Genomic DNA, 24,124 nt, shown 5'->3' on the forward strand with positions numbered 1-24,124 from the left:
GGAAAAAATGTTATCGTACCTAACAATTAACAATCTTATGCATGCGGTCGATATTATAATTATTTGGTTTTTATTGTATAAAATTATTCAATTTGTAGAAGGCACGCGTGCACTGCAGATTTTATTTGGTGTTGGCACTGTCATCTTAGTCAAGGTAGTTAGCTGGTATCTTGGATTAATGACACTTTCTTGGGTGATGGATCAGCTGATTACATGGGCACCAATTGCTTTAGTTGTCATTTTCCAACAAGAAATTAGACGAGGCCTAGAAACTTTAGGACGTCGGTTAACTGTGCGGCGTGCACGTATTGATAATACTGTCGAACATCAGTTAATTAAAAGTTTAGATGATTCTTTACAGTATATGTCTAAACGGCGCATTGGGGCGTTAATTACCATTCAACGTGACGCCCAGTTGGATGAATACATTAAGACAGGGATTAAACTTGATGCTCATATTACCGGACAATTGTTGATTAATACTTTTATTCCAAACACGCCACTACATGATGGTGCGGTTATCATTAGTAAAGGCCGTATTGCAGTGGCAGCAGCTTATTTACCACTTTCAGAAAGTACGCGTATACCCAAAGAATTGGGGACGAGACACCGTGCAGCAGTAGGAATTTCTGAAGCTAGTGATGCAATTACTGTCGTTGTGTCAGAAGAAACTGGTGAAATTTCTATTACACAAAAAGGTGATTTGTTGAGACATATGGATCAAAAAAGTTACTTAAATTTCTTTGAACACCAGTTTATACCAGCAGTAGATAGTGTTGTTGCTAAGACGCATTGGTGGCGAAAAGGAGGACAAACACGATGAAAAAAATAAAACAGTCAAAAATTGTTAATCTCAGCATCGCGTTTGTTATTGCCATTTTGTTATCATCATATGTTTCAAGTACGCGGTCAACTAGATCATCAGGTAATGATTCTAATAATTTTTCAACAATCATACCAGAAAAAAAGGCAACATTAAAAGTGGCTTTGAATGTACAGTTTGATAATGATAAATATGTTGTTATAGGGGCGCCTACGACGGTACAAGTTGATATTGAAGGTTCAGGTGCGCTAGTTTCCGCGGCAAAAAGTCGTAATGATATTCAAGCAAGTATAGATTTAAGAGGCTTAAAAGCTGGTAAACGTACTGCTACAGTGGCATTACGTGGCGTAAATGCCTCTTTAACGTCAACAGTTAATCCGCAAAAAATAACGGTTACCATCGCGCGGAAAACATCAGCAACAGTACCAGTTAATGTGAGTTATAATAAAGATAATATTGCTAAGGGCTATACGGCAGGTGAACCAACAACCAATCCAAAAAATGTGACAATTAGTGGACCAAAGTCGAATGTTGATGCGGTTACGAGTGTTGCGGCACGTTTGAATTTGCCAAGTGGCGCGAAGGAGTCATTAACGCGTACAGCACAACTTGTAGCCTTGGATAAGGATGGTAATACAGTAGAGGTTAATTTCAGCCGTCAAACCGTTGATGCGACTTTAGCAATTGCACCAGAGGATTCCAAGCGACTCACATTAAACGCCAGCGTTAAAAATGGTGAATCTAATAACTATCAAATCACGTTTGATCCGAAAACAGTGACGGCATATGGGTCATCTGATATACTTAATGCTATGGATAATATTAGTGTATCAGTTGATGTTGGTAATATTCGAGACGGTGGGACTGTTAATGTTAAATTACCTAGCATTGACGGCATTGTACGTTATGATAAGACTGATGTGACGGCCATAGTCTCACAAATCAAAAACAGTAACAGTAGCAATAGTATGAGCGAAAGTAGCACGAACGATAGTTCAAACACGAGCTCAGCTACGTCATCAAGCGCTTCAGCATCTAGTGATACTGATACAAGTGATGCTAAGACTTCAAGTAGTAACTAGAGAAGGCGAGATAAAAAAATGTCAGATATTAAATTAAAATACTTTGGAACAGATGGTGTACGTGGAATTGCTAATGAATCATTAACACCAGAATTAGCATTTCGTTTAGGACGTACAGGTGGTGCAATTTTAACACAGCATGCTGAAAGTCATAAAAAGCCAGTTGTTATTGTTGGCAGAGATACAAGAATTTCTGGTGAAATGTTACAACAAGCTATTGTTGCTGGATTTTTGTCGGTGGGTATTGATGTTTTAAGTTTAGGCGTTATAACGACACCGGCAGTTGCATTTTTAGTACAGGATTTGGAAGCAGATGCGGGGGTACAAATTACAGCCTCACACAATCCAGCCGCAGATAATGGGATTAAATTTTTTGGTAATGATGGCTTTAAGTTGTCAGATGAACTTGAATATGAGATTGAACAATTATTGGATGCACCAACTGACACGTTATCAAGGCCTAGTGCTGAGGGAATTGGTGTTGTTAATAATTATCCTGAAGGTGCTTTGCGGTACATGAGCTTCTTACAAAAAACAATTCCAACAGATCTTGTGGGTATGCGAGTGGCACTTGATGGAGCTAATGGTGCAACTAGTGGGCTACTGGCACGCTTATTTGCAGACTTAAACGTTGAATTTGTAACTATGGGAACAGAACCTAATGGTTTAAATATTAATGATGGTGTCGGCTCGACACATCCTGAAGCACTAGCAGAGCTTGTTCAAACAAATGACGTACAAGCTGGTTTATCGTTTGATGGGGATGGCGATCGCTTGATTGCTGTTGACGAAAATGGTGAAATTGTCGATGGTGATAAAATTATGTTTATCATTGGCAAATTTATGAACGAGCAAGGACGACTGAAACATAACACAGTTGTTTCAACGGTTATGAGTAATATTGGTTTTTATAAAGCGTTGACGGATAATGGCATGATGAGTGTACAAACTGCCATTGGTGATCGTTATGTTATGGAAGAAATGTCTAAATCAGATTATAATCTTGGTGGCGAGCAATCAGGGCATATCATTTTCCGTGATTGGGCCACAACTGGTGACGGGTTATTGACAGCCTTACAACTGTTGTATGTTATGAAGGAAACGAGCACCAACCTGTCTGAACTAGCGGCAGCAGTGCAATTATATCCTCAAAAATTAGTTAACATTAAAGTTGACGATAAAATAGCGATTCAACAAAATCCAGCGGTTGTGAGTAAAATTGCAGAAGTAGAGGCACAAATGGCCGGAGATGGTCGTGTACTCGTACGCCCATCAGGCACGGAGTCATTGATTCGAGTAATGGCTGAAGCACCTACAACAGAGCTTGTTGAACGGTATGTTGAGATGATTGCTGCTGTTGTTCGTGAGCAGACAATGCAATAAAAATGATTGAAGCGCTAAGTTTATTAAAACTATGGTGCTTTTTTTGATATAATAAAGTATAAAACTAGAATTTAAAAGGAAAAAAACCGTGTCACAAGACAGCTTTAAAAAATATTTATTAACAGAGTTCAATATTCAATTTAACGATGAAGCACTGCTGCAAGAGGCCTTGACGCAACGTAATTATTTGAATGAACATCAAGACGAATCTGGGCGTGATTATCAACGACTAGAATTTTTAGGTGACTCCGTCATGCAAGTTTCGGTAGCTGAATATCTGTTTAAACGATACCCGAATTGGCATGAAGGCCAGCTAACAGAAATGCGTATTGCAATGGTACAAACACGCTCCTTTGCGCACTTTTCACGTGTCGTGCACTTGAATGAAGGCATTCGTCTTGGAAAAGGTGAAGAAATGTCAGGTGCACGTGACCGTGATTCACTGCTAGAAGATATATGGGAGGCTTTTATTGGTGCCTTATATTTAGATCAAGGCCTTGAGGCCGTCAGTGTCTTTTTAGATCAAACTTTATTTGCAGCAATCGATACAGATTTTTTTGATCGCTTTATTGATTTTAAAAGTCGATTGCAAGAAAAGCTTCAAAAAAATGGTGCGGTCGATATCTATTATCGTACTGAAAGTGAACAACCATTAGCTGGTAATACGCAACTATTTGAAGCTAGTATTTCAGTTGATGATCGTGAATTGGCGCGTGGTACGGGTAAGTCTATTAAAGATGCTGAAAAGGCTGCTGCGCGTACTGCATTAAAACTATTGGAAGATAAGTAAACTATGAAACTTAAATCCCTCGAAATCAGTGGCTTTAAGTCTTTTGCTGATAAGACGATTATTGAATTTATGCCAGGCATGACGGGTATTGTTGGCCCAAATGGTTCAGGCAAGTCTAATATTATTGAGGCAATACGCTGGGTTATGGGTGAGCAAAGTGCCAAAGATTTGCGTGGCACAAAAATGTCAGATGTTATTTTTGGTGGCACAAATAAGCGTAGCGCATTAAATCGATCAGAAGTGTCAATGACATTTGATAATTCTGATCATTATGTTAAGTCAGAATTTAATGAAATTCGCATTACGAGAAAATTGTATCGTTCTGGTGAAAGTACGTATCAAATTAATGGCGTTGATAGTCGATTACGCGATATTCATGAATTGTTTATGGACACTGGTCTTGGTAGAGAGAGTTTTTCGATTATATCACAAGGTCGTGTCGAAGGCATCTTTAATGCAAAGCCAGAAGACCGACGCGGTATTATTGAAGAAGTTGCTGGTGTATATAAGTATAAGCAAAATAAAGAACGTGCACAAAAAGAATTAACACAAACAAGTGATAATTTAGCACGAGTTGCTGATATTATTTATGAAATTCAGGGACGTATTGAACCACTTGCTGAACAATCAGCACAAGCAACTGATTACGTTGCACAAAAAGAGCGTTTTGAAACACTAGATACCTTGCAATTAGCGTTGACACATAGAAGTTTAGAAACGCAAATCAAGGATGCAACAACTCAAGTAGAGATTCAAGATGGTCGGGTTAATCAGATCAAGTTAAAATTGGACCTATTAAATAAATCGTTATCAGAAAAGCGTCAAGAGCGCATCAGTATGCAACTCATGCGAGATAAAGCGCAACAAGATATTTTGCATGATACACAATCACGGGAAAGGTTAATTGGCGCACAAAATTTAAGTACGCAACAAATTAATACCTTAGAGCAAAGTGTTGCACAAAAAGATAGTCAATTAGCTGAGTGGAAAAATCGTTTAGCAGAATTAACGTCTCAAATTAACCAACTTATTGAAGATAAGGACAAACTTCAGGAACAACAGCATACGTTACAGCAGCAAATGGCGTCATTTGATAATGCCTTACAAGTATCATTGCAAGAAAAATTGCAGAAAAAAATTGACGATCATCGCCATCAATATATACAGACAATGCAAGATATTGCTGCCTTACGAAATGGTTTACAGTCTGATCAAAAAGTGCAACAGCGTTTAGTTAATCGTCAGCAGGTGTTGTCAAAACAAATTTTGGACGAAAAAGAAACAGTATTAACTTTGAACACACAATTAACCTTGGATTCTCCAGAACAAGGGCATATCATAAATATTGATCATTTAAAACGTGATGTAGATGATTTGCAGAAAAAAAGTGCACAAAATACAACAGAATACCAAAAGAATGAACAGAAATGGTACAGTGCTTTAAATGATTTAAATAAGTCGCGTAGTCAAAGGGATGCGTTAACAGCGTTAGATGAGTATGCAGGTTTTTATCAAGGTGTACGTGTTTTGATGCAAGCACAAGTTAGACAGCAATTTTTAGGCATTAAAGGTGTTGTCGCTGAACTCATGACGGTACCAACTGACTATACGCAGGCAATTGAAACAGTTTTAGGTGGTGCGCTACAGCAAGTCGTTGTAGATACAACAACGACTGCTAAAGCAGTTATTCGTCATTTAACTCAAAAACGTGCCGGACGTGTCACTATTTTACCGATTGATACGATTAAGCCAAGACAGCTAAGCGGCATTGAACGTATTAGAATGAGTGATGGGTTTATTGGGGTGGCAGCCGATTTAGTAGAAATGCCTGCTGATATGCATGCTATCAAGTCAAATTTGCTGGGAAACACAGTTATCGCTGAAAATCTTGATGCTGCAACTAAAATTGCACGTATGGGAAATTATCGTTTTCGTGTTGTCAGTTTAGGTGGTCAAGTTGTGAATGCAGGTGGCTCGATGACGGGTGGTGCAAACCAAAAATCAGGCCTAACGATTTTGAGCCGTCAAACGGAATTAAATCAATTAAATGAGCGCTTGGTTAACTTGACACAAACAACTCAAAAATTAGAAAAATCAGTGCAAGATCAACGCCTACGAGGTGATGAGTTGCGATCAAAACTACAGGTTTCACAAACACAACTAGCTAATGCTAAAAATGAAACAGCGCAAATTGATTATGATTTAGCACGGCGACAGGATGCTATCAAGCAACAAACACGTGTTTTGCAAGCATTGCAAATAGAGAATGACGATTTGACAAAACAATTAGTTGATATAGAAACTCAGTTGCTTGCTAACCAAAAAAAGCTTAAATTAGCACAAGATGCACAAAAAGATCAAGAAACTGAAACAGCCCGATTAGATCAACAACTAGCAGACATTTCCACTCAGTCGCAAGTTAGCAATGAACAAAAAGCTATAGTGCAAACAAATTATGCGACAGTGCAAGCAAAAATGGACAGTTTAGTGACTCAAATAGGATTGCTACAGACACAAAAAGATGAGGCACAACAGCAAAAAAATAATGTTGAGAACGCACTAAAAGACTCGAATGTGCAGTTAACGGCAGCAAAAAGTAGTGCTAATAATATTGAAAAAATGAACGTGATCACGCAACGGCTAGAAGCAATAAAAGATAAATTTGATGTCTATACCAAACAAATCAATCGTTTAACTGATGTGGTTGTCACAATTGAAAGTCAATTTGCGACACAACAAGAAACATTACGTGTTAATAACAGTACACAAAATCAGATTGTCGGACAATTAACACGTTTAGAATCGCAACTTGATAATGTGCAAGCGCAGTTATTGACACAATATGATATGGTAGACATAACCGATATTGTAGCCACTCATGGCATTGATGAGTTACCAAAGATAGAATCACAATTAGCCTTGTTGAAACGCAGTCTAGATGAAATTGGTTCAGTTAATATGAGTGCTATTTCAGAATATGAAGAAGTGAAAACGCGTTTTGAATTTTTAACAAAGCAGCGTGATGACTTAAAACTGGCTCGTGAGACACTATTACAAACAATTGATGAAATGGATGAAGAGGTTCAAATTCGTTTCAAACAAACTTTTGATGATGTGGCAGCAAAATTTTCAAATATTTATACACAAATGTTTGGTGGCGGCCGTGCTGAAATTCGTTTAACAGACCCAAAACATCTTCTGACTACAGGCATTGACATTACGGCCCAACCACCTGGCAAAAAATTTCAACAAATGAGTTTGTTATCTGGCGGTGAAAAAGCACTGACTGCTATTACGCTATTGTTTGCAATATTACATGTCCGTCCTGTACCGTTTGTTGTGTTGGATGAAGCAGAAGCAGCATTAGACGAAGCAAATGTTGATCGCTTTGCTAAATATTTATATCACTTTGCCGGTGATACACAATTTATTGTTATCACACATCGTAAAGGGACTATGATGAAAGCTAATTTATTGTATGGTGTCACAATGCAAGAAGCAGGCGTCTCTAAGATGATTGCAGTAGATTTGGATAGAGCAACAGAAAGTGTAGGGTAAAATGGGATTATTTGATATTTTTCGTAAAAAAAAGACCGAAGAAAATAGTGAACAGTCTAAAGATACGGTTGAAGCACGCGCCAATCAAGACAATTCTGCAGAGTTTGAGATACCAGACAATATACAAGAAACAGAGGAGAAACATGATCAAAATGTAGCTGAAGAGTCAGCGCCTGATGATGTTTCCGAAGAAACTGCAACACAAGAACTACCAAAAAGTGTGGCACCAGAGATTGTAGAGCAACAAATTTATACTAAAGGGTTAGAAAAATCTCGTACGGGATTTGCTGCCAGATTTAATAAATTTTTAGCAAACTTTCGTTCTGTTGATGAAGATTTTTTTGAAGAGTTAGAGGAAACCTTGGTCGGTGCTGATGTTGGTTTTGATATGGCAATTAAGATTTCCGATGACTTGCGTGAAGAAGTTAAGCTTGAAAATGCCCATCGTCCAGAAGATGTGCGTGATGTCATCATTAAAAAAATGGTTGATATGTATGAAGCTGACGGTGTGAATGAAGATGCAACCATGCACTTTAATGTCAATGGGACAACAGTAATTTTGTTAGTTGGTGTTAATGGTGTTGGCAAAACAACCACAATTGGTAAATTATCCACAAAGTATCAGCAACAGGGAAAATCAGTTTTACTTGCAGCAGCTGATACGTTCCGAGCCGGAGCCACAAAGCAACTACAAGAATGGGGTGTACGAGCAGGTGTGCCAGTAGTATCTGGCAAAGAAAAAGCAGATCCAGCATCAGTTGTTTTTGAAGCAGTGACAAAAGCACGTGACGAACATTATGATATTTTATTTGTTGATACCGCAGGTCGTTTACAAAATAACGTTAATTTGATGCAAGAACTAGAAAAAATGAAACGTATTATTAAGCGCGAAATACCAGGTGCACCACATGAAGTATTATTAGTGCTTGATGCAACAACTGGTCAAAATGCTTTACAGCAGGCAAAATTATTCAAAAATTCATCTGATGTGACAGGAATTGTTTTGACAAAAATGGATGGTACTGCAAAAGGTGGCATTGTATTTGCTATTAGAAACGATATGCACTTGCCAGTGAAATGGGTTGGATTTGGTGAAAAGGCAAGTGATTTACGAGAATTTAAGCCTGAAGAATTCATATATGGTATGTTTAAGGATCTAATGGCATGAATTTTAAGGAAAAAAATCAAATTAATGGTTTATTTGGATTTTATGGTGAATTATTAACGATTAAACAACAAGATTATCTACGTTATTATTTTGAAGATGATTACTCAATTGTTGAAATCGCAGAAGTTGAAACAGTCAGTCGTCAGGCAGTTTCTGACAATATTAAACGCGGTATTGATCAATTGTTGAAATATGAACATGTTTTGCATTTACAAGAAAAATTTGAAACACGTTCAAAAATTGAGACTCAAGTACAAGATTACATTGCAGTGTATTATAATAAAGATACTGAGTTAAAAAAACTTGTGTCGCAACTCATGGCACATGAAATAGAAGATTAATTATACGCTAAAAAGGAGAAGAGTGTTCGGCATTAGGATAATTTGTACATTGGAAGTGTATGATGCATCTGGTTCGACCGCTTTAAAATCATAATTATGGCATTTGAAAATTTAACTGAGCGTCTTTCCAAGGCAATGAAAAATCTCACCGGCCGTGGCAGAGTGAGTGAAGAAGATTTGCGTGCAACAATGCGTGAAATTCGTTTAGCACTTTTAGAGGCTGATGTTAATTATGACACGGTCAAAAAATTTGTTGCTAATGTACGTGAAAAAGCAAGTGGTGCCGATATTTTGGAAGGCTTAAACCCTGCGCAACAAGTTGTTAAAATTGTTAATGATGAATTAACAAAGACTATGGGTGAAGAAGCAGTGCCACTCAATAAGTCACCTAAAATTCCGACAATTATTATGATGGCAGGGCTTCAGGGTGCTGGAAAAACAACGACAGTTGCTAAGCTGGCTTACAAATTAAAAAAAGAAGAAAATGCGCGACCAATTTTGATTGCAGCCGATGTTTATCGCCCAGCAGCCATTGATCAGTTAGAAATATTAGGTCGTGATTTGGAGATTCCAGTCTTTCAACTTGGAACATCTGTTAATCCGCGTGACATTGTTCGTCAAGGATTAGCAAAAGCTGCTGAAAATAAAAATGATTATGTCTTTATCGATACGGCAGGTCGTTTGCAAATTGATGATGTGCTAATGCAAGAGCTTAAAGATGTCGCTGATATTGCCCATCCAGATGAAATTTTACTGACAGTTGATGCAATGACTGGACAAAATGCTGCCGAAACCGCAAAAGGTTTTTCAGCAGCATTAGATCTAACTGGTGTTGTCTTAACTAAATTAGATGGTGATACACGAGGTGGTGCCGCGCTGTCAATTCGTGATGTCACGGGGAAACCAATTAAGTTTGTTGGGCAGGGTGAGAAACCAACAGATTTGGATGTATTTTATCCAGATCGTATGGCTTCACGTATTTTAGGCATGGGCGATGTGCTAACGTTAATCGAAAAAGCGCAACGTGATTTTGACGAAGAAGCACAAGCTAAGCAACTTGAAAAGATGCGTCAAAACACCTTTGATTTTAACGACTTTGTTGCTCAGTTGAAACAAGTTCAAAGTATGGGTCCAATGGAAGATTTATTAAAAATGATTCCAGGTATGGCGAATAACCCTGCTTTGGCAAATGTCAATATTGATGCCAAGCAGTTCTCTCATCTGGAAGCAATCGTGAGTTCGATGACACCAGCTGAGCGTGAAGATCCTGACTTAATCAATCCATCACGCCGTCGCCGACTAGCAGCTGGTGCGGGGCGTCCTATTGTTGAGGTAAATCGTATGATCAAGCAATTTGATCAAATGCGTAAAATGATGAACCAAGCAACAAATGGTAATTTTGGCGGCATTGACAAAATGATGGGTGGTTCTGGTATGAATATGTCCTCAATGATGGGTGGTGGCGGTATGCCATCTGGAAACTTTGGTCAAAAAGTTCAAAATTTTGCGATTAAACAAGCGGCCCGACGCTTACAAAAAGCCAAAAAGAAACGTGGTAAAAAATAATGCAACGGTTAGAGCGTGTATTGCCAGTACTCGTATTTGTTGTTATGTTAGGTGCCAACTTATTAAATGCACCGAATCTATCAATCCCTATATTGTTGTTGGCAATTGTGTCAGCATTGATTCCGGGGGTTATTATCTTTGGCTTGATTAAATTTTTAGAATGGTGGATGGCACGCTAACTAAATGTAAAACAACGATACTGTGTTATTGCACATGAATTGATTTGAAATAAAAGGAGAAATATGTCAATTAAATTGATTGCATCCGACTTGGATGCGACTTTTCTAAAAAATGATAAAACATTTAACGAAGTATTATTTCAAGAAGTACTTGATAAATTGCATGCACAAGGTGGTCAGTTTGTTGTTGCAACGGGTAACCATGTCCAGAAAGTACGCGAGTACTTTAAAAATTTTTCTGGGCAGTATCAGTTGATTGCTAACAACGGAGCAGAAGTTATTTTAAATGGTGAACTGACGCATGTTTGGTCAGTATCTGAAGATGTGCCAGCAGCAGTTGATAAGTTGGCTAATAAATATCAGGCAGGATTAGAGTTGGGTGTATCTTTTGTTGCTGCAAACAAAGCTTTTATGATAGTTAAAAATCCTAATGCTGATCATCTTGATTTTGCAAAAAAATATTTTGAAAATTTAACTTTGATTGATTCGGTTACCGAAATTAATGAGCCTATCTTAAAAGTATCCCTAGTTTTGCCACGTTTAGAATATGAATTTATGCGTGAAATTAAATTATTGCTTGGTAATAAGGTACATGTGACAACATCAGGATATGGGGCAATTGATATTGTCAACCCAAATGTTAACAAGGCTAACGCTTTAACTTACATTGCGGAAACATTGAATGTGTTACCGTCTGAAATTATGGCCTTTGGTGATGGTTTAAATGATTTAGAAATGTTAGAGTATGTCGGACAACCTTTTGCTATGACGAACTCTGATGACGAACTTTTTCAACATGATTTTTCACGTAGTGTCACTGATAATGATAATGATGGTGTTTTAAAGACAATTCTTGAAAAATTATAATACGCAAATTTTGATTTTTATGTATCAAAATAACCGTTTTAAAATGATTAATAATATTTAAACTTTGATAAGGAAAAATCCAATATCAAGGTTTTTTTATTTTAATCATTTTCATATGCTAAAGATGATTATTTCCGCAATTATGTGGCAAATAACTAAATGGAAATGTAAGCGCTTTCTTGATAAAATGTAGATAATAAAAGGAGGCGTAAAAGATGAGTAACAGTTTATCAAAAGAGTTTCTTTGGGGTGGTGCGGTTGCCGCACACCAATTAGAAGGTGGTTGGCAAGAAGGTGGAAAAGGTATTAGTGTTGCTGATGTTATGACGGTTGGTAATCCAGGGCAAGAACGTGCCATTACAAATGGTATCATACCGGGTGAATATTATCCTAATCATGATGCAATTGATTTTTACCATCGCTACAAAGAAGACATTGCTTTGTTTAAGGAAATGGGTTTTAAATGTTTTAGAACATCAATTGCTTGGACTAGAATATATCCTACTGGGGAGGAGAGTGAACCAAATGAAGCAGGGTTAAAGTTCTATGACGATTTATTTGATGAATTATTAAAAAATGATATTGAACCCATTATCACGCTCTCACATTTTGAACTGCCTTATAATCTCGTTACGAAATATGGTGGTTTTCGAAATCGTAAACTAATTGATTTGTTTGTTAAATTTGCTGTGACTTGCTTTAAACGTTATCAAAACAAGGTTAAATATTGGATGACGTTTAATGAAATTAATAATCAAGCAAATTATGATAGTGATTTCTTGGTATTTACTAATTCAGGTCTTCGTTTCAATCCGGACGAAAATCGAGAGGAAGGCATGTATCAGTCAGCTCATAATGAATTAGTGGCTAGTGCCCGTGTTGTTAAATTAGGGCATGAAATTAATCCTGATTTTCAAATTGGTTGCATGATTGCTATGGGACCAGTTTATCCATCAACTATGAATCCAGATGATGTTTTGGCTGCACAAAAAGAAATGGAAAAAAATTATTTCTTTGCTGATGTGCATGTTAATGGTGAATATCCAGCCTTTTTGACAAAATATTGGGCGCGCAAAGGATTTAATATTGACGTCACTGCGCAAGATGCTGCAGATTTAAAAGCTGGTACTGTTGACTATATTGGTTTTAGTTATTACATGTCACATGCTGTCAAGAAAAATAGTGAGACACCTTTTGACGATATGACACCTCAAAATAGTCAGGTGAGAAATACTTACCTAGAGGCTAGTGATTGGGGATGGCAAATAGATCCTAAGGGACTACGTTACGCTTTAAATTGGTTTACTGATAAATATCATTTACCTTTATTCATTGTTGAAAATGGTTTTGGCGCATATGATAAAGTTGAGGCGGATGGCACAATACACGATGCATATCGTATTGATTATTTGCGTGAACATATTCGTCAAATGATACTTGCTGTTGTAGAAGATGGGGTGAATTTGATTGGTTACACACCTTGGGGCTGCATTGATTTGGTGTCAGCAGGAACGGGGGAAATGGATAAACGCTATGGCTTTATCCATGTTGACAAAAATAATAAAAATGAAGGGACATTAGCACGTAGTAAAAAAGATTCATTCTATTGGTTTAAAGATGTTATCGCTTCAAATGGTGAAAATTTAAAATAGAAAGTGGTATTATTATGAAAAAAGCATTGATTATTTGCGCAGCAGGTATGTCATCATCGATGATGGCAAAAAAAACAACAGATTATTTCAAGACTCAGAATAAAGATATAGAAATGGATGCTATTACAGCTACAGAAGGTGAAGAAGCCATTCGTGATGGTAATTTTGACTTGTATTTAGTTAGTCCTCAAACAACAATGTACTTAGAAGGTTTTCAAAAAATAGGACAAGAAGTTGACAAACCAGTTGTTTCTATTCCATTTAATGCTTATATTCCTATTCCAATGGGTATCGAAAAAATGGCTAAATTAGTTGAAGAAAATATTTAGAAGTCACAAGTTGAGATAGTTGAGGTGTAATAATGAAGGAAAGCGATTTACTACGCTATTTATTAGATAATCAAGAACGTTTTGTTACCAGTGACGAATTGGCTGGTATTTTGTCATTATCGCCAAGGACTATTCGAAACTACGTTAAAGTATTAAAAACAAAACTAGCTTTACACGGTGCTGTACTAGAATCAAAGCCAAGTTTCGGTTATTGTTTGCACATTTCTCATCCAGTGACATTTGATTTGTTTTTGAACAAAAATTATCAATTATCACAGTGGCATGAAGATAATACAGAAGAAATTGACATTGCTGATCGGCAAAAATATATTCTCAATAAATTAGTCATTGAGAATAAAAAAATGTTAATAGATAATTTAGCACAACGGTTGTTTGTGACACGATCAACGTTATCAAAAGATTTGTCAATTATTCGAAAAAAGTTGATACCATATGCACTGACTATTGAAAATAAGCCACGTAGTGGCATCTTTATTACAGGTTTGGAGCGTAATCGGCGTCATTTCATTTTAGATTATTTTTTTACTCATAATGATAATTCGTTTCAACATTACATGGAAAATAAATCATTCTTTAAAAAAATAAATTTTGATCAAATTACAATTATTGTGCTTGATGAATGTCGCGAATCAGAGATTCATTTGACTGATTTTACAATACAAAACATCGTTTTGTATATTGCATTGAGTATACAACGTATGGCTGGTGGATTTGAGTTGCAACCAGTTGAACTTGATAATAATTTGGAAACACGCCAGGTATACATTGTGGCACAAAATATTATTCATCGGTTGGAAAATAGTTATCATTTGCAGGTACCCAAAAGTGAAATATCTTATTTAACTATTCAATTGTTGGCTAAGGGTAAAAATATTAATGTCACAAATGATGACGCTTTAGGTGCCGATTTAGAGTTTGTATTACAACAAATTGAAGAGACAACTGGGTACCAATTATCTCAGGACTATGATCTTAAAAAAAATCTAATTGCACATTTGAAGCCAATGATAGTCAGGCTTGAACAAGGTTTACAACTTAAAAACCCGTTGCTACAAGAAATAAAAACAAATTATTTGCATTACTTTTTAGATGTTAAACGATATGTGAATTTTTCGCATTATTTATCAAAATTTGATATCAATGATGATGAAATTGCTTATCTTGCATTACATCTGATGGCAGCAGCGGAAAAATACCGAAATTTGAATAAACCAAAAGTGTTACTTATTTGCGCAACTGGTTATGGGTCAGCACAATTGTTAAATAACCGTCTTGAAAAAGAATTTGGAAAGCGATTAAATATTATTGGTATTAAGGGATATTATGAAGTGGATGATGCAGCATTAAATGGGGTTGATATTATTTTAAGCACGATAGATTTATCAACACAGATTTTTAAAACACCAGTTATTCAAGTGAGTATTTTTTTGACGGAACATGATATTAGAAAATTAGAACAGTTTTTAAATAATTCAAATGATAATTCGCGTCAATTAAGCAATGTATTGATTACGCATAGCAATAAAAATCAGTCAACCAACTATTTTGATCAATTTACTGATGTTTCTCGTTTTAAGATTTGGCAAACATCAACTGATCGTGAAGATGTTTTAAATCAATTAAGTGACATGCTTTTGATAAATGAATCAGCAGGATTTAAACAAGAATTACTTGATCAAATTGCGCAACGTGAGTTACTCAGCGCGATAACATTCAATGATGTGATTGCAGTACCTCATCCAGCAAGAGCGATAAGCAAAGTGCCTAAAATTGCCATTGGTGTTATACCATCAGGCTTAAAATGGTCAAATTTATACCCTAATATTAAGTTAGTTTTTCTTTTATCGCCATCTTACTTAAATAACCAAGGATTAATGGCAACAACGCAAACTATCGTACAGTTGGTAGAAAATTCAACACAGCAGTCAGATTTAGTAGCAGCAAAAAATTTTTCAGATTTTCGACAAAAATTTATATTGTTTATGAAGGGCGGTAAAAGTAAATGAATTCTGAAGAAATTCAAGTGATTGCATTTGAAATCATTTTACACAGTGGGAATTCACGCACAAGTATTCATGAAGCATTTGCAGCGATGCGTCTTAAAAATTTCAAATTATCGGAACAAAAATTGCAAGATTCTAATGCAGAATTATTATTAGCGCATAAATCACAAACTAAATTACTTCAAAATTATGCTGCAGGAACAAAAATAGATATGGAAATTATTTTGGTTCATGCACAAGATCATTTGATGACAACAATGACCTTGAGAGAAATGGCCATTGAAATGCAATATTTATACAAGGAGGTGAACCAAATTGAAGATAGCAGTCAATCAACGACAAAAACACATACAGTCTAAAGATAAATTATTAGCGATTAAAATTGAAAAAAATCGTCAAGATATGAGCCTTAAAAGTATGCAATTTAATCGTTTTATGTTGATTCGTTATGCAACAGCGATCTTTTTCTTCGTTAATCTATATTGGGCGTTAATTATGCGTCATACGTGGGTAGTTATAATTCCAGTAATCGTCATGTTCGTATCTGGACTAGCTATTGTAGAACAAATTAAATTGTTTGGCCAACATACCAATCAATTAATTTATTCAAAATTATTTTTTAGAACACAATTAGTTGTCAATATTGGTTTAATAATTAGTACAATGACACCACTATTTCCATCGCTATTTCAATTTGTAAACAATACGAGTCAAAATCGATATATTGTTCTGGTTAGCTTGCTACTTGGTGCTGGCGCTGTTCTTTTTGTTAACAAAAGGCTTACTTTGATTGCAAGTAATCGTGATAAGTACTATTCTCGCTTGATGGCATATCAAGCCATTCTTAAAAAAAATAAGGAGATGAACTAGTTATGGAAAATGGACGTTTGTTTAATATTTTACAAAAAGTGTTACTGAAGCCAATGACTAAAATAGCGCAATATAGAATTGTTCGCGCAATTATGGCGGCCGGAATGGCTTCTATTCCATTTACAATTGTTGGGTCAATGATATTAGTTTTGAATATATTACCTACAGTATTTCCTTTTCTAACCGATTTTTTTAATGCCACATTCTTTAAATTTAGCGATCTTTATATGATTGCTAACACAGCAACTATGGGCATTTTGGCGATGTATTTCAGTTTAGCTATTGGGTTTGAATTAACTCGCATTATTCAAACCGAAGATAAATTAAAAGTAGCACCGTTAAACGGGGCATTCTTATCATTATTTGCTTTCTTCATGTGTTTACCTGAATTGGTAATGCGTGGTGGTAAAATTGTGCTGCTAAATTCAATTACTAAAAATGAAACAGTTGTCAATGGATTTAGAATGACAAGTACAATTGATAGAATTGGGACTAGCGGGATTTTTACAGCCATTATTATGGCCATTTTGGCAGTTTGGCTTTATAGTTTCTGTGTCAAGCACAATTGGACGATTAAAATGCCAGATGCTGTACCTGAAGGTGTATCACGTTCATTTACGGCTTTAATTCCGACTTTTGTGATTGCCTTTGTGGTGTTAGCCATTAACGGTGGATTGGTCATGCTTGGAACTGATATTTTTAAAATGATTGCCATACCATTTAGTTTTGTCACCAGCATGACAAGCACTTGGCTAGGCATTATGGTTATTGAATTCTTGATTCACGCATTGTGGATTGTGGGTATTCATGGGGCGAACATTATTTCTGCTTTCATTACACCTATTTTCTTAGCAAATATGGTATCTAATGCAAATGGGGCCAACATACCATTTGCTGGAGAATTTAATAATTCCTTTGCAATTTTAGGTGGATCAGGTGCAACGTTAGGTTTATGTATATTTATTGCCTTGCTGGCACGTTCAGAACAATTGAAAGTACTAGGTCGTGCTTCAATTGTGCCATCGTTATTTAATATTAATGAGCCGCTAATCTTTGGGTTACCAATTGTGTATAATCCATATTTGGCTATTCCGTTTTTCTTAGCACCAATGGCCACAGCATCACTTGCTTATGCGGCAATTAACTTCCACTTTATTCGACCTATTGTTATTCAGGCACCATGGCCTTCTCCAGCTGGAATCGGGGCTTTCATTAGTACAGTTGATTGGCGCGCATCAGTACTAGCAATACTTTGTGTTATCATTGCCTTTCTAATTTATCTTCCATTTATCAAAATATATGACACAAAACTATATCATGATGAACAGGGAACACCAACGGAAGTTTAAAACGAAGTCGTTGTATGACTATAGTTTTGTTTTATTTGTTACAATGTTTTGAAGGAGTAACATTGATGATAAAAAAAGATGGGCATACACATACACGATTTTCACATCATGGGTCTAATGAATCTCTAGATGATTATATCGAACGCGCAATTTCACTCGGGTTTACTGAATATGTAGTCACAGAACACGCACCATTACCCACAGCATTTTTAAACCACTTTACAGGACCAAGCGAGGCCCGTCATGGTTCGGCAATGTTGCGCACAGAATTACCAGTGTATCAAAAAGAAGTTAAACGCGTTCAGTTAAAATATGTGAATCAAATTGATATTAAAAGTGGTTTCGAGCTCGATTATTTAGAAAACTATGAATCAGAATTAAGGCAATTTATCATCACACAAGCAGACTGGTTAGATGAATTAGTGATATCGGTTCATTTTTTGCCAAATCATGATAAGTTAGTTGCACCAATTGATTTTGATCCAGAAACGTTGGTTAAATATTTTCCTGAGATTGAGCGCACGCCGCAAGTTCTTTTTGAAAACTATTTTAATACAATACAAAAAAGTGTACGTTTTGCGGCAACATTACCAAATGATTTTGTGATTAGAATTGGGCATATGACATTAATTCGAAAATATCAAAAATATTTTAATCTGCCAAAATTCGATGATAATAACCAATTACTTATTGATGATTTATTAAGACAAATTAAGGATAATCATTTTCAACTTGATTTTAATACGGCCGGACTTAGCAAACCTTATAATGGCGAAACTTATCCGACAGCTGATATTGTCAAAAAAGCAAGAAACTTAGGTATTGAATTGGTCTATGGATCTGATGCACACGAAACGGGTGTTGTTGGTCAATTTTACAATGTGATTACACCTGATAGTTTGAAAAATAAAAATAAGTATTGACATATAAAATTATGGGTGTATGATTAGTTTAATCTAATAAATAATTGCTGAAGTCGGAATAGTAATTGAAATTACGTTGTACAGGAAGTGCTTAAGCTAACGCATTGAGATGAGCGCCTACGTATTTAATGAAACACACCGACGAGCGAAATGAGAAAAAATCATTTCGGAAACTCCCGATACCGAGTACACCTATTTTAATAGGTGAATGAGTAGATAAACGTAAGTTGATCTAAAATCAAGGTGGGAACACGCGAAAACGTCCTTGCAAACTATAGTTATAGTTTGCAAGGACGTTTTTTTATTAGAAAAATATTGTGATTAGGAGAAATCGATGGGCGATAAAATCTTAGCGGCAGGTTCACATGATGAATTTGGTGAAGCACTGGTACAAAAACAACAAATAACGCATTTAATTAGCAAAACATTAAATAAAAAAGCGTTTGTGGCTATTAATACACCATTGATTGAAAGAGAAAGTGTTTTTGAACAATATCAGCCTGATAATGTGTTTCATCTGCGTGATCAAATAGGTGGAAATTTAGTGTTGCGGCCAGATTTAACATTACCGGTTGCGCGATTCTTAGCGTCCAAAACTCAAAAAGGACATGTTCAAAAATTTTACTATGTTGGTGATGTTTTTCGACGTACTGATTATTTATCTGGAGAATACAACCAAGAAACACAGGCTGGTATTGAATTAATTGGGGATACTAGCTTTGAGGCAGAAATACAAGCATTGGACATTATGCTGGATTTTGCGCAACAATTTGAAATTGCGGATGTTCAAGTTGTGATCAGCGATACAAGATTAATCGATCGTGTATTAGGTACGTTGGATATCTCAAATGAACAAAAAGTGTTACTTAAGCAGGCAATTGAACATAAAAACATGTCTGCTTTTGAAAAAATTCTAATGACAATAAAAGATTTTCCGGCACACTTAAAAAGATGGCCGCTGGCTTTTGGTGAAGATGGCGAAACTGTGATGTGGCAATTGCAAGATTTACCAGCAGTAACTGATCTTGTTGATCGCTGGTTGCAATTAGCTACGTTTATTCATGAACATTATTCGGATGTCGCTGTTACTGTTGATCTTGCTGCAGCTTCACCACAACCTTACTATACAGGAACAATTATACGTGGATTTGTACCGAGTTTGGGGCGTTATCTCTTCAGTGGTGGTCGGTATGATCGCTTATTGGAAAGTTTTCAAACAGAAAGTTTACCAGCAGTAGGAATGGGCCTCAATATTGATGCAATTATGGCTGAATGGCAACGTGAGGCGGTAGATGGTAATCCTAATGAACCAATTGTTGTTGTGCTGGCCAAAGGTCGCGTTGAAAAAGATACACGACCGTTATTAAAAGCAGCTGGAATTGACACGACGCCCTTAGAAAATCAAGATCGAAAGTTAGTGTTTGATAGTCCAGATGGTATTTACCGTTTTATTCTGGTAAAACCTGACGATGTTATGAAGTATCTTGATCGTGGTATTGGCGATGTTGGCATTGTAGGTTCCGATACAATTGCGGAACAAAGTCAAAATCACTATGATGTTTTGAATTTACAAACAGGTCAAGCAGCATTTGTGCTAGCAGCCCCAAAAAATTTTAAGCTTAACGGTACACAACGCAAACGTATTGCAACTAAATATCCTAAAATAGCCAGTCAATATTTTTCACAACATGGCGAAGATGTTGAATTAGTTAAATTATCAGGTTCTGTCGAGTTGGGACCATTAACTGGTTTATCCGACGCTATCATTGATATTACACAAACAGGTGATACTTTACGTGAAAATAATCTTGTTATCTATGACACAGTTGGTGATGTAGCGACACATTTGCTTGTACGGCCTGGTGCTTTGTTACAATTTCAATCAGAATTAAAACAAGTTATTGAAAACCTAATCATGATACTAAATCAGAAAAAGTAAGGGAAAAATAATGAAAATTATTAAGAATGAGTCAATTGATCAAATCAAAGCACGTATACGTGAACAAACATCTAAAACAATCGATCCAATTGTTGCGTCACGGGTTGAAAACATTATTGCAACTGTACAAGAAGAAGGCGATGCTGCCTTGAAAGCATACGCTCAGGAATTTGACGGTGTCACACTAAATGAATTGAAAGTGAGTGCAGAACAAATTGATTTAGCAGTTAAAAATGTTGATCCTGCGGTGATCAAAGCATTAGAAAAAGCAGCCGCAAATATCCGTTCGTTTCATCAATTAGAAAGACAAAAATCTTTTGAAGATTCACCACGTTCTGGTGTGATAAGAGGTACAAAAGTTACCCCGTTGTCGGCAGTGGGAATTTACGTACCAGGGGGAACTGCAGCCTACCCCTCATCTGTTTTGATGAATGCCTTACCAGCAAAAATTGCCGGTGTTGAAAATATTATTATGGTAACGCCACCACAAAAAAATGGCTTAAACGGGGCTGTATTAGCCGCCGCAAAAATTGCTGGTATTGATAGTATTTACCAAGTTGGTGGGGCACAAGCAATTGCAGCGTTAGCTTATGGGACTGAATCAATACCACAGGTAGATAAAATTACAGGGCCAGGCAATGCCTATGTTGCGACTGCTAAGCGCGCTGTATTTGGTCAAGTGGCTATTGATATGATTGCTGGACCATCAGAAATTGGCATTTTGGCTGATGAATCAGCGCGTGCTAAAGATATAGCTGCTGATTTATTATCTCAGGCTGAACATGATGTTAATGCGCGCGCTATTTTAATTACTAACTCAGAAAAGTTAGCTCAAACAGTATCCGACGAAGTGGCAATACAGTTAAGCACTTTGCCAAGAGAAGCTATTGCCCGTGCCGCAATTGATAATAATGGCTTTATTTACCTAGTTGATACAGTTGATGAGATGATTGATTTAATGAACGAAGTGGCACCAGAGCATTTGGAAATTCAGCTTGAAAATGCTTATGATTACATTAATAAAATCAAAAATGCTGGATCAGTATTTTTAGGTCAGTACGCTTCTGAGCCATTGGGTGATTATCTAGCTGGTCCAAATCATATTTTGCCAACTGGTGGCACAGCGCGTTTTAGCTCTGCATTAGGTGTCTGGGATTTTCAAAAGCGTATTCAATATTTGTCATACTCTCAAGATGCATTACTGGATGATGCCGACGATGTCACAGTATTGGCACGTGAAGAGGGTCTAGAAGCACATGCGCGCGCAATTGAAGTTCGTCAGTCATAAGTATTTTTTTATGGACACAGAAAGATAAATAAATTAAAAAGGATAAAATTACGATGGCAAGAGTAGCAAATATCACAAGAAATACACTTGAAACGCAAATCACCTTAACTTTAGCAATCGATGAGCAAACGCCAATTTCAGTGAATACTGGTATTGGGTATATTGATCATATGCTCACGTTGTTTGCCAAACATGGTCGTTTTGGTTTACAAGTAGCAGTTAATGGCGACTTGAATGTTGATTCACATCATACAACTGAAGATATCGGCATTGCCTTAGGTGAAGCGTTTACGCAAGCCCTAGGTGACAAAACTGGCATTGACCGCTATGGAACACAATTCGTACCGATGGATGAAACTTTGTCACGTGCAGTAGTTGATTTATCTGGACGTGCTTACTTAGTTTTTCAAGCCGAACTGACAGCACCTTTACTAGGAAGCTTTGAAACAGAAGTGGTGGAAGATTTTTGGCAAGGATTTGCAGATCAAGCACATGCTAATGTGCATATCGAAGTGCTTTATGGTCGCAACACACATCATAAAATTGAAAGTATTTTCAAAGCAATGGGACGTGCAATGCGTCAAGCCGTGACAATTAATCCTGAAATAAAAGGGGTTAACTCAACCAAAGGAGTGATTTAATGTCAAAAGAAAACCCGTTTATTGCAGTCATTGATTATGGCGCCGGTAATATTCGCAACGTCATGAAGGCGATAAAGTATGTGGGATTACCAGCAAAATTAACAAAAGATCCGATTGAAATTTTATCCGCAGACGGTCTTGTCATTCCTGGCGTTGGTGCTTATAAAGCGGCCATGGATAAAATCAATGAGCGTCAACTGTTAGTACCAATTCAAAAAGCAGCAAATAATGGCACACCAATTTTAGGTGTTTGTCTAGGGATGCAATTGTTATTTGATTCGTCAACAGAATTTGGTGAAACAACAGGATTCGGACTTATACCAGGTAAGGTGGTGACGTTACCACAAAATACTAAATTTAAAGTGCCACAAATGAGTTGGAATCAAAACAATGTTGCAATTGAAAATGCATTAACGCAAGGCATTAAAGACGAGTTTACTTATTTTGTTCATTCGTATTATGTTAAAACAGATGCGCAATACATTGCGGCTAGTGTTGATTATGGTGTACAAGTACCAAGCATTGTGATAAAAGATAACATTATTGGGGCACAGTTTCATCCAGAAAAATCTGGTGAAATTGGATTACGTGTGTGGCAAGCCTTTGCAAACATGATATCAGATAAGGCGGTAAATGTATGATATTACCTGCAATTGATTTATTAGATGGTCAGTCAGTACGCTTATTACAAGGCAACTACAATGCAGTGACAGTAGTTGATTCTGATCCTATTGCACAAGCAAAAAAAATTAATAATGCTGGTCTAAATGCTTTGCATGTTGTTGATTTAGATGGTGCAAAATCTGGTTTAGCAGCTAACTTGAAAACAATTCTGTCTATACGGCAAAATTTTACTGGTTTTATAGAAGTTGGGGGTGGTATTAGAACCCTGGCTCAAATTGAACAGTATCACACTGCCGGCATCAATCGTGTTATTCTTGGATCGATTGCGTTAAAAAATCCGACTTTGGTACGCCAAGCAGTTGAAAAATATGGTGATTTGATTGCTGTTGGTATTGATGGCAAAAATGGTAAAGTTGCAACAGAAGGGTGGCTTGAACAGTCAAATGTGAGTTTTGAAACACTATTGTCTGCCATGATAGCGATTGGGGTTAAACATTTTATTGTGACTGATGTCGCTCGTGATGGTACGCTCAAGGGACCTAATATTGCGTTATTAGCGCAACTACAGCAACAATTTGTAACAGCTAATATTACAGCGAGTGGTGGTATCGCGCAAATGAGTGATTTAGTTGCTTTAAATCAAGCAGGTATACAAGATGTTATTGTTGGTAAGGCGTTAGCTTCAGGCAACATAACATTGACACAATTGTCTGAATTGGAGGAATAAT

22 protein-coding genes are annotated in these 24,124 nt (G+C 36.6%); all 22 read left to right on the top strand.

The window, feature by feature from the left end; translation table 11 throughout:
• Positions 1 to 7 precede the first annotated feature (7 nt).
• The 22 genes from cdaA to hisA all read left to right on the top strand — a co-directional run bounded on the left by cdaA (position 8) and on the right by hisA (position 24,123).
• Positions 8 to 823 carry a diadenylate cyclase CdaA gene (cdaA, locus tag K5Q14_RS00165; protein WP_220733815.1) on the top strand — a complete coding sequence of 272 codons (816 nt, stop codon included), beginning with the start codon at positions 8 to 10 and terminating at the stop codon, positions 821 to 823.
• Positions 820 to 1,905: a CdaR family protein gene (locus K5Q14_RS00170; protein WP_220733817.1), complete on the top strand. Its 1,086-nt coding sequence runs from the start codon at positions 820 to 822 to the stop codon at positions 1,903 to 1,905. The genes cdaA and K5Q14_RS00170 overlap by 4 nt, the downstream gene beginning before the upstream one ends.
• Positions 1,906 to 1,923: 18 nt before the next feature.
• Positions 1,924 to 3,288 carry a phosphoglucosamine mutase gene (gene glmM, locus K5Q14_RS00175; protein WP_220733818.1) on the top strand — a complete coding sequence of 455 codons (1,365 nt, stop codon included), beginning with the start codon at positions 1,924 to 1,926 and terminating at the stop codon, positions 3,286 to 3,288.
• A gap of 88 nt (positions 3,289 to 3,376) precedes the next feature.
• Positions 3,377 to 4,078: a ribonuclease III gene (gene rnc / locus K5Q14_RS00180; protein ID WP_220733819.1), complete on the top strand. Its 702-nt coding sequence runs from the start codon at positions 3,377 to 3,379 to the stop codon at positions 4,076 to 4,078.
• A gap of 3 nt (positions 4,079 to 4,081) precedes the next feature.
• Positions 4,082 to 7,636, top strand: coding sequence for a chromosome segregation protein SMC (gene smc, locus K5Q14_RS00185; RefSeq protein WP_220733820.1), 3,555 nt, complete (start codon positions 4,082 to 4,084; stop codon positions 7,634 to 7,636).
• Between the two features lies 1 nt (position 7,637).
• Positions 7,638 to 8,804: a signal recognition particle-docking protein FtsY gene (gene ftsY, locus K5Q14_RS00190; protein ID WP_220733821.1), complete on the top strand. Its 1,167-nt coding sequence runs from the start codon at positions 7,638 to 7,640 to the stop codon at positions 8,802 to 8,804.
• Positions 8,801 to 9,145: a YlxM family DNA-binding protein gene (ylxM, locus tag K5Q14_RS00195; RefSeq protein ID WP_220733822.1), complete on the top strand. Its 345-nt coding sequence runs from the start codon at positions 8,801 to 8,803 to the stop codon at positions 9,143 to 9,145. Before ftsY ends, ylxM begins: the two co-directional genes overlap by 4 nt.
• Positions 9,146 to 9,241: 96 nt before the next feature.
• On the top strand, positions 9,242 to 10,711 hold the full coding sequence (ffh, locus tag K5Q14_RS00200) for a signal recognition particle protein (RefSeq protein ID WP_220733823.1): 1,470 nt from the start codon (positions 9,242 to 9,244) through the stop codon (positions 10,709 to 10,711).
• The gene (locus K5Q14_RS00205) at positions 10,711 to 10,890 is read left to right on the top strand and encodes a hypothetical protein (RefSeq protein WP_220733824.1); all 180 of its coding nucleotides are present in this window, start codon (positions 10,711 to 10,713) and stop codon (positions 10,888 to 10,890) included. The genes ffh and K5Q14_RS00205 overlap by 1 nt, the downstream gene beginning before the upstream one ends.
• Before the next feature lie 63 nt (positions 10,891 to 10,953).
• On the top strand, positions 10,954 to 11,757 hold the full coding sequence (locus K5Q14_RS00210) for an HAD family hydrolase (RefSeq protein WP_220733825.1): 804 nt from the start codon (positions 10,954 to 10,956) through the stop codon (positions 11,755 to 11,757).
• Positions 11,758 to 11,972: 215 nt separating this feature from the next.
• Complete coding sequence (locus K5Q14_RS00215; protein WP_220733826.1) at positions 11,973 to 13,409, top strand: 6-phospho-beta-glucosidase; 1,437 nt, start codon at positions 11,973 to 11,975, stop codon at positions 13,407 to 13,409.
• A gap of 14 nt (positions 13,410 to 13,423) precedes the next feature.
• Positions 13,424 to 13,738: a PTS cellobiose transporter subunit IIB gene (locus tag K5Q14_RS00220; RefSeq protein ID WP_220733827.1), complete on the top strand. Its 315-nt coding sequence runs from the start codon at positions 13,424 to 13,426 to the stop codon at positions 13,736 to 13,738.
• Positions 13,739 to 13,770: 32 nt separating this feature from the next.
• On the top strand, positions 13,771 to 15,765 hold the full coding sequence (locus K5Q14_RS00225; protein WP_220733828.1) for a BglG family transcription antiterminator: 1,995 nt from the start codon (positions 13,771 to 13,773) through the stop codon (positions 15,763 to 15,765).
• Positions 15,762 to 16,121 (top strand): PTS cellobiose transporter subunit IIA, encoded by a 360-nt coding sequence (locus tag K5Q14_RS00230; protein WP_220733829.1) that lies wholly within the window; start codon positions 15,762 to 15,764, stop codon positions 16,119 to 16,121. Before K5Q14_RS00225 ends, K5Q14_RS00230 begins: the two co-directional genes overlap by 4 nt.
• Positions 16,078 to 16,632 (top strand): sugar transporter, encoded by a 555-nt coding sequence (locus tag K5Q14_RS00235; RefSeq protein WP_220733830.1) that lies wholly within the window; start codon positions 16,078 to 16,080, stop codon positions 16,630 to 16,632. Before K5Q14_RS00230 ends, K5Q14_RS00235 begins: the two co-directional genes overlap by 44 nt.
• A 17-nt stretch (positions 16,633 to 16,649) precedes the next feature.
• Positions 16,650 to 17,981, top strand: coding sequence for a PTS cellobiose transporter subunit IIC (celB, locus tag K5Q14_RS00240; RefSeq protein ID WP_220734139.1), 1,332 nt, complete (start codon positions 16,650 to 16,652; stop codon positions 17,979 to 17,981).
• 65 nt (positions 17,982 to 18,046) lie between these two features.
• Entirely contained in the window at positions 18,047 to 18,904 is an 858-nt protein-coding gene (hisJ, locus tag K5Q14_RS00245; RefSeq protein WP_220733831.1) for a histidinol-phosphatase HisJ, read from the top strand.
• A 334-nt stretch (positions 18,905 to 19,238) separates the two neighbouring features.
• Positions 19,239 to 20,843, top strand: coding sequence for an ATP phosphoribosyltransferase (hisG, locus tag K5Q14_RS00250; RefSeq protein WP_220733832.1), 1,605 nt, complete (start codon positions 19,239 to 19,241; stop codon positions 20,841 to 20,843).
• Positions 20,844 to 20,853: 10 nt separating this feature from the next.
• Positions 20,854 to 22,131: a histidinol dehydrogenase gene (gene hisD / locus K5Q14_RS00255; RefSeq protein WP_220733833.1), complete on the top strand. Its 1,278-nt coding sequence runs from the start codon at positions 20,854 to 20,856 to the stop codon at positions 22,129 to 22,131.
• 53 nt (positions 22,132 to 22,184) lie between these two features.
• A complete protein-coding gene (gene hisB / locus K5Q14_RS00260; protein WP_220733834.1) occupies positions 22,185 to 22,772 on the top strand; it encodes an imidazoleglycerol-phosphate dehydratase HisB in 588 nt (195 codons plus the stop codon).
• Positions 22,772 to 23,413, top strand: coding sequence for an imidazole glycerol phosphate synthase subunit HisH (gene hisH / locus K5Q14_RS00265; RefSeq protein ID WP_220733835.1), 642 nt, complete (start codon positions 22,772 to 22,774; stop codon positions 23,411 to 23,413). Before hisB ends, hisH begins: the two co-directional genes overlap by 1 nt.
• Positions 23,410 to 24,123, top strand: coding sequence for a 1-(5-phosphoribosyl)-5-[(5-phosphoribosylamino)methylideneamino]imidazole-4-carboxamide isomerase (hisA, locus tag K5Q14_RS00270; RefSeq protein ID WP_220733836.1), 714 nt, complete (start codon positions 23,410 to 23,412; stop codon positions 24,121 to 24,123). Before hisH ends, hisA begins: the two co-directional genes overlap by 4 nt.
• Position 24,124 lies beyond the last annotated feature (1 nt).

The organism is Leuconostoc inhae, from assembly GCF_019656015.1.
Classification (GTDB): domain Bacteria; phylum Bacillota; class Bacilli; order Lactobacillales; family Lactobacillaceae; genus Leuconostoc; species Leuconostoc inhae_A.

What these genes read in the sequence shown, in the direction of transcription:
- cdaA (WP_220733815.1), top strand. Translation starts at nt 8, where the DNA reads ATGTTATCGTACCTAACAATTAACAATCTTATGCATGCGGTCGATATT.
- K5Q14_RS00170 (WP_220733817.1), top strand. Translation starts at nt 820, where the DNA reads ATGAAAAAAATAAAACAGTCAAAAATTGTTAATCTCAGCATCGCGTTT.
- glmM (WP_220733818.1), top strand. Translation starts at nt 1,924, where the DNA reads ATGTCAGATATTAAATTAAAATACTTTGGAACAGATGGTGTACGTGGA.
- smc (WP_220733820.1), top strand. Translation starts at nt 4,082, where the DNA reads ATGAAACTTAAATCCCTCGAAATCAGTGGCTTTAAGTCTTTTGCTGAT.
- ftsY (WP_220733821.1), top strand. Translation starts at nt 7,638, where the DNA reads ATGGGATTATTTGATATTTTTCGTAAAAAAAAGACCGAAGAAAATAGT.
- ylxM (WP_220733822.1), top strand. Translation starts at nt 8,801, where the DNA reads ATGAATTTTAAGGAAAAAAATCAAATTAATGGTTTATTTGGATTTTAT.
- ffh (WP_220733823.1), top strand. Translation starts at nt 9,242, where the DNA reads ATGGCATTTGAAAATTTAACTGAGCGTCTTTCCAAGGCAATGAAAAAT.
- K5Q14_RS00205 (WP_220733824.1), top strand. Translation starts at nt 10,711, where the DNA reads ATGCAACGGTTAGAGCGTGTATTGCCAGTACTCGTATTTGTTGTTATG.
- K5Q14_RS00210 (WP_220733825.1), top strand. Translation starts at nt 10,954, where the DNA reads ATGTCAATTAAATTGATTGCATCCGACTTGGATGCGACTTTTCTAAAA.
- K5Q14_RS00215 (WP_220733826.1), top strand. Translation starts at nt 11,973, where the DNA reads ATGAGTAACAGTTTATCAAAAGAGTTTCTTTGGGGTGGTGCGGTTGCC.
- K5Q14_RS00220 (WP_220733827.1), top strand. Translation starts at nt 13,424, where the DNA reads ATGAAAAAAGCATTGATTATTTGCGCAGCAGGTATGTCATCATCGATG.
- K5Q14_RS00225 (WP_220733828.1), top strand. Translation starts at nt 13,771, where the DNA reads ATGAAGGAAAGCGATTTACTACGCTATTTATTAGATAATCAAGAACGT.
- K5Q14_RS00230 (WP_220733829.1), top strand. Translation starts at nt 15,762, where the DNA reads ATGAATTCTGAAGAAATTCAAGTGATTGCATTTGAAATCATTTTACAC.
- hisJ (WP_220733831.1), top strand. Translation starts at nt 18,047, where the DNA reads ATGATAAAAAAAGATGGGCATACACATACACGATTTTCACATCATGGG.
- hisG (WP_220733832.1), top strand. Translation starts at nt 19,239, where the DNA reads ATGGGCGATAAAATCTTAGCGGCAGGTTCACATGATGAATTTGGTGAA.
- hisD (WP_220733833.1), top strand. Translation starts at nt 20,854, where the DNA reads ATGAAAATTATTAAGAATGAGTCAATTGATCAAATCAAAGCACGTATA.
- hisB (WP_220733834.1), top strand. Translation starts at nt 22,185, where the DNA reads ATGGCAAGAGTAGCAAATATCACAAGAAATACACTTGAAACGCAAATC.
- hisH (WP_220733835.1), top strand. Translation starts at nt 22,772, where the DNA reads ATGTCAAAAGAAAACCCGTTTATTGCAGTCATTGATTATGGCGCCGGT.
- hisA (WP_220733836.1), top strand. Translation starts at nt 23,410, where the DNA reads ATGATATTACCTGCAATTGATTTATTAGATGGTCAGTCAGTACGCTTA.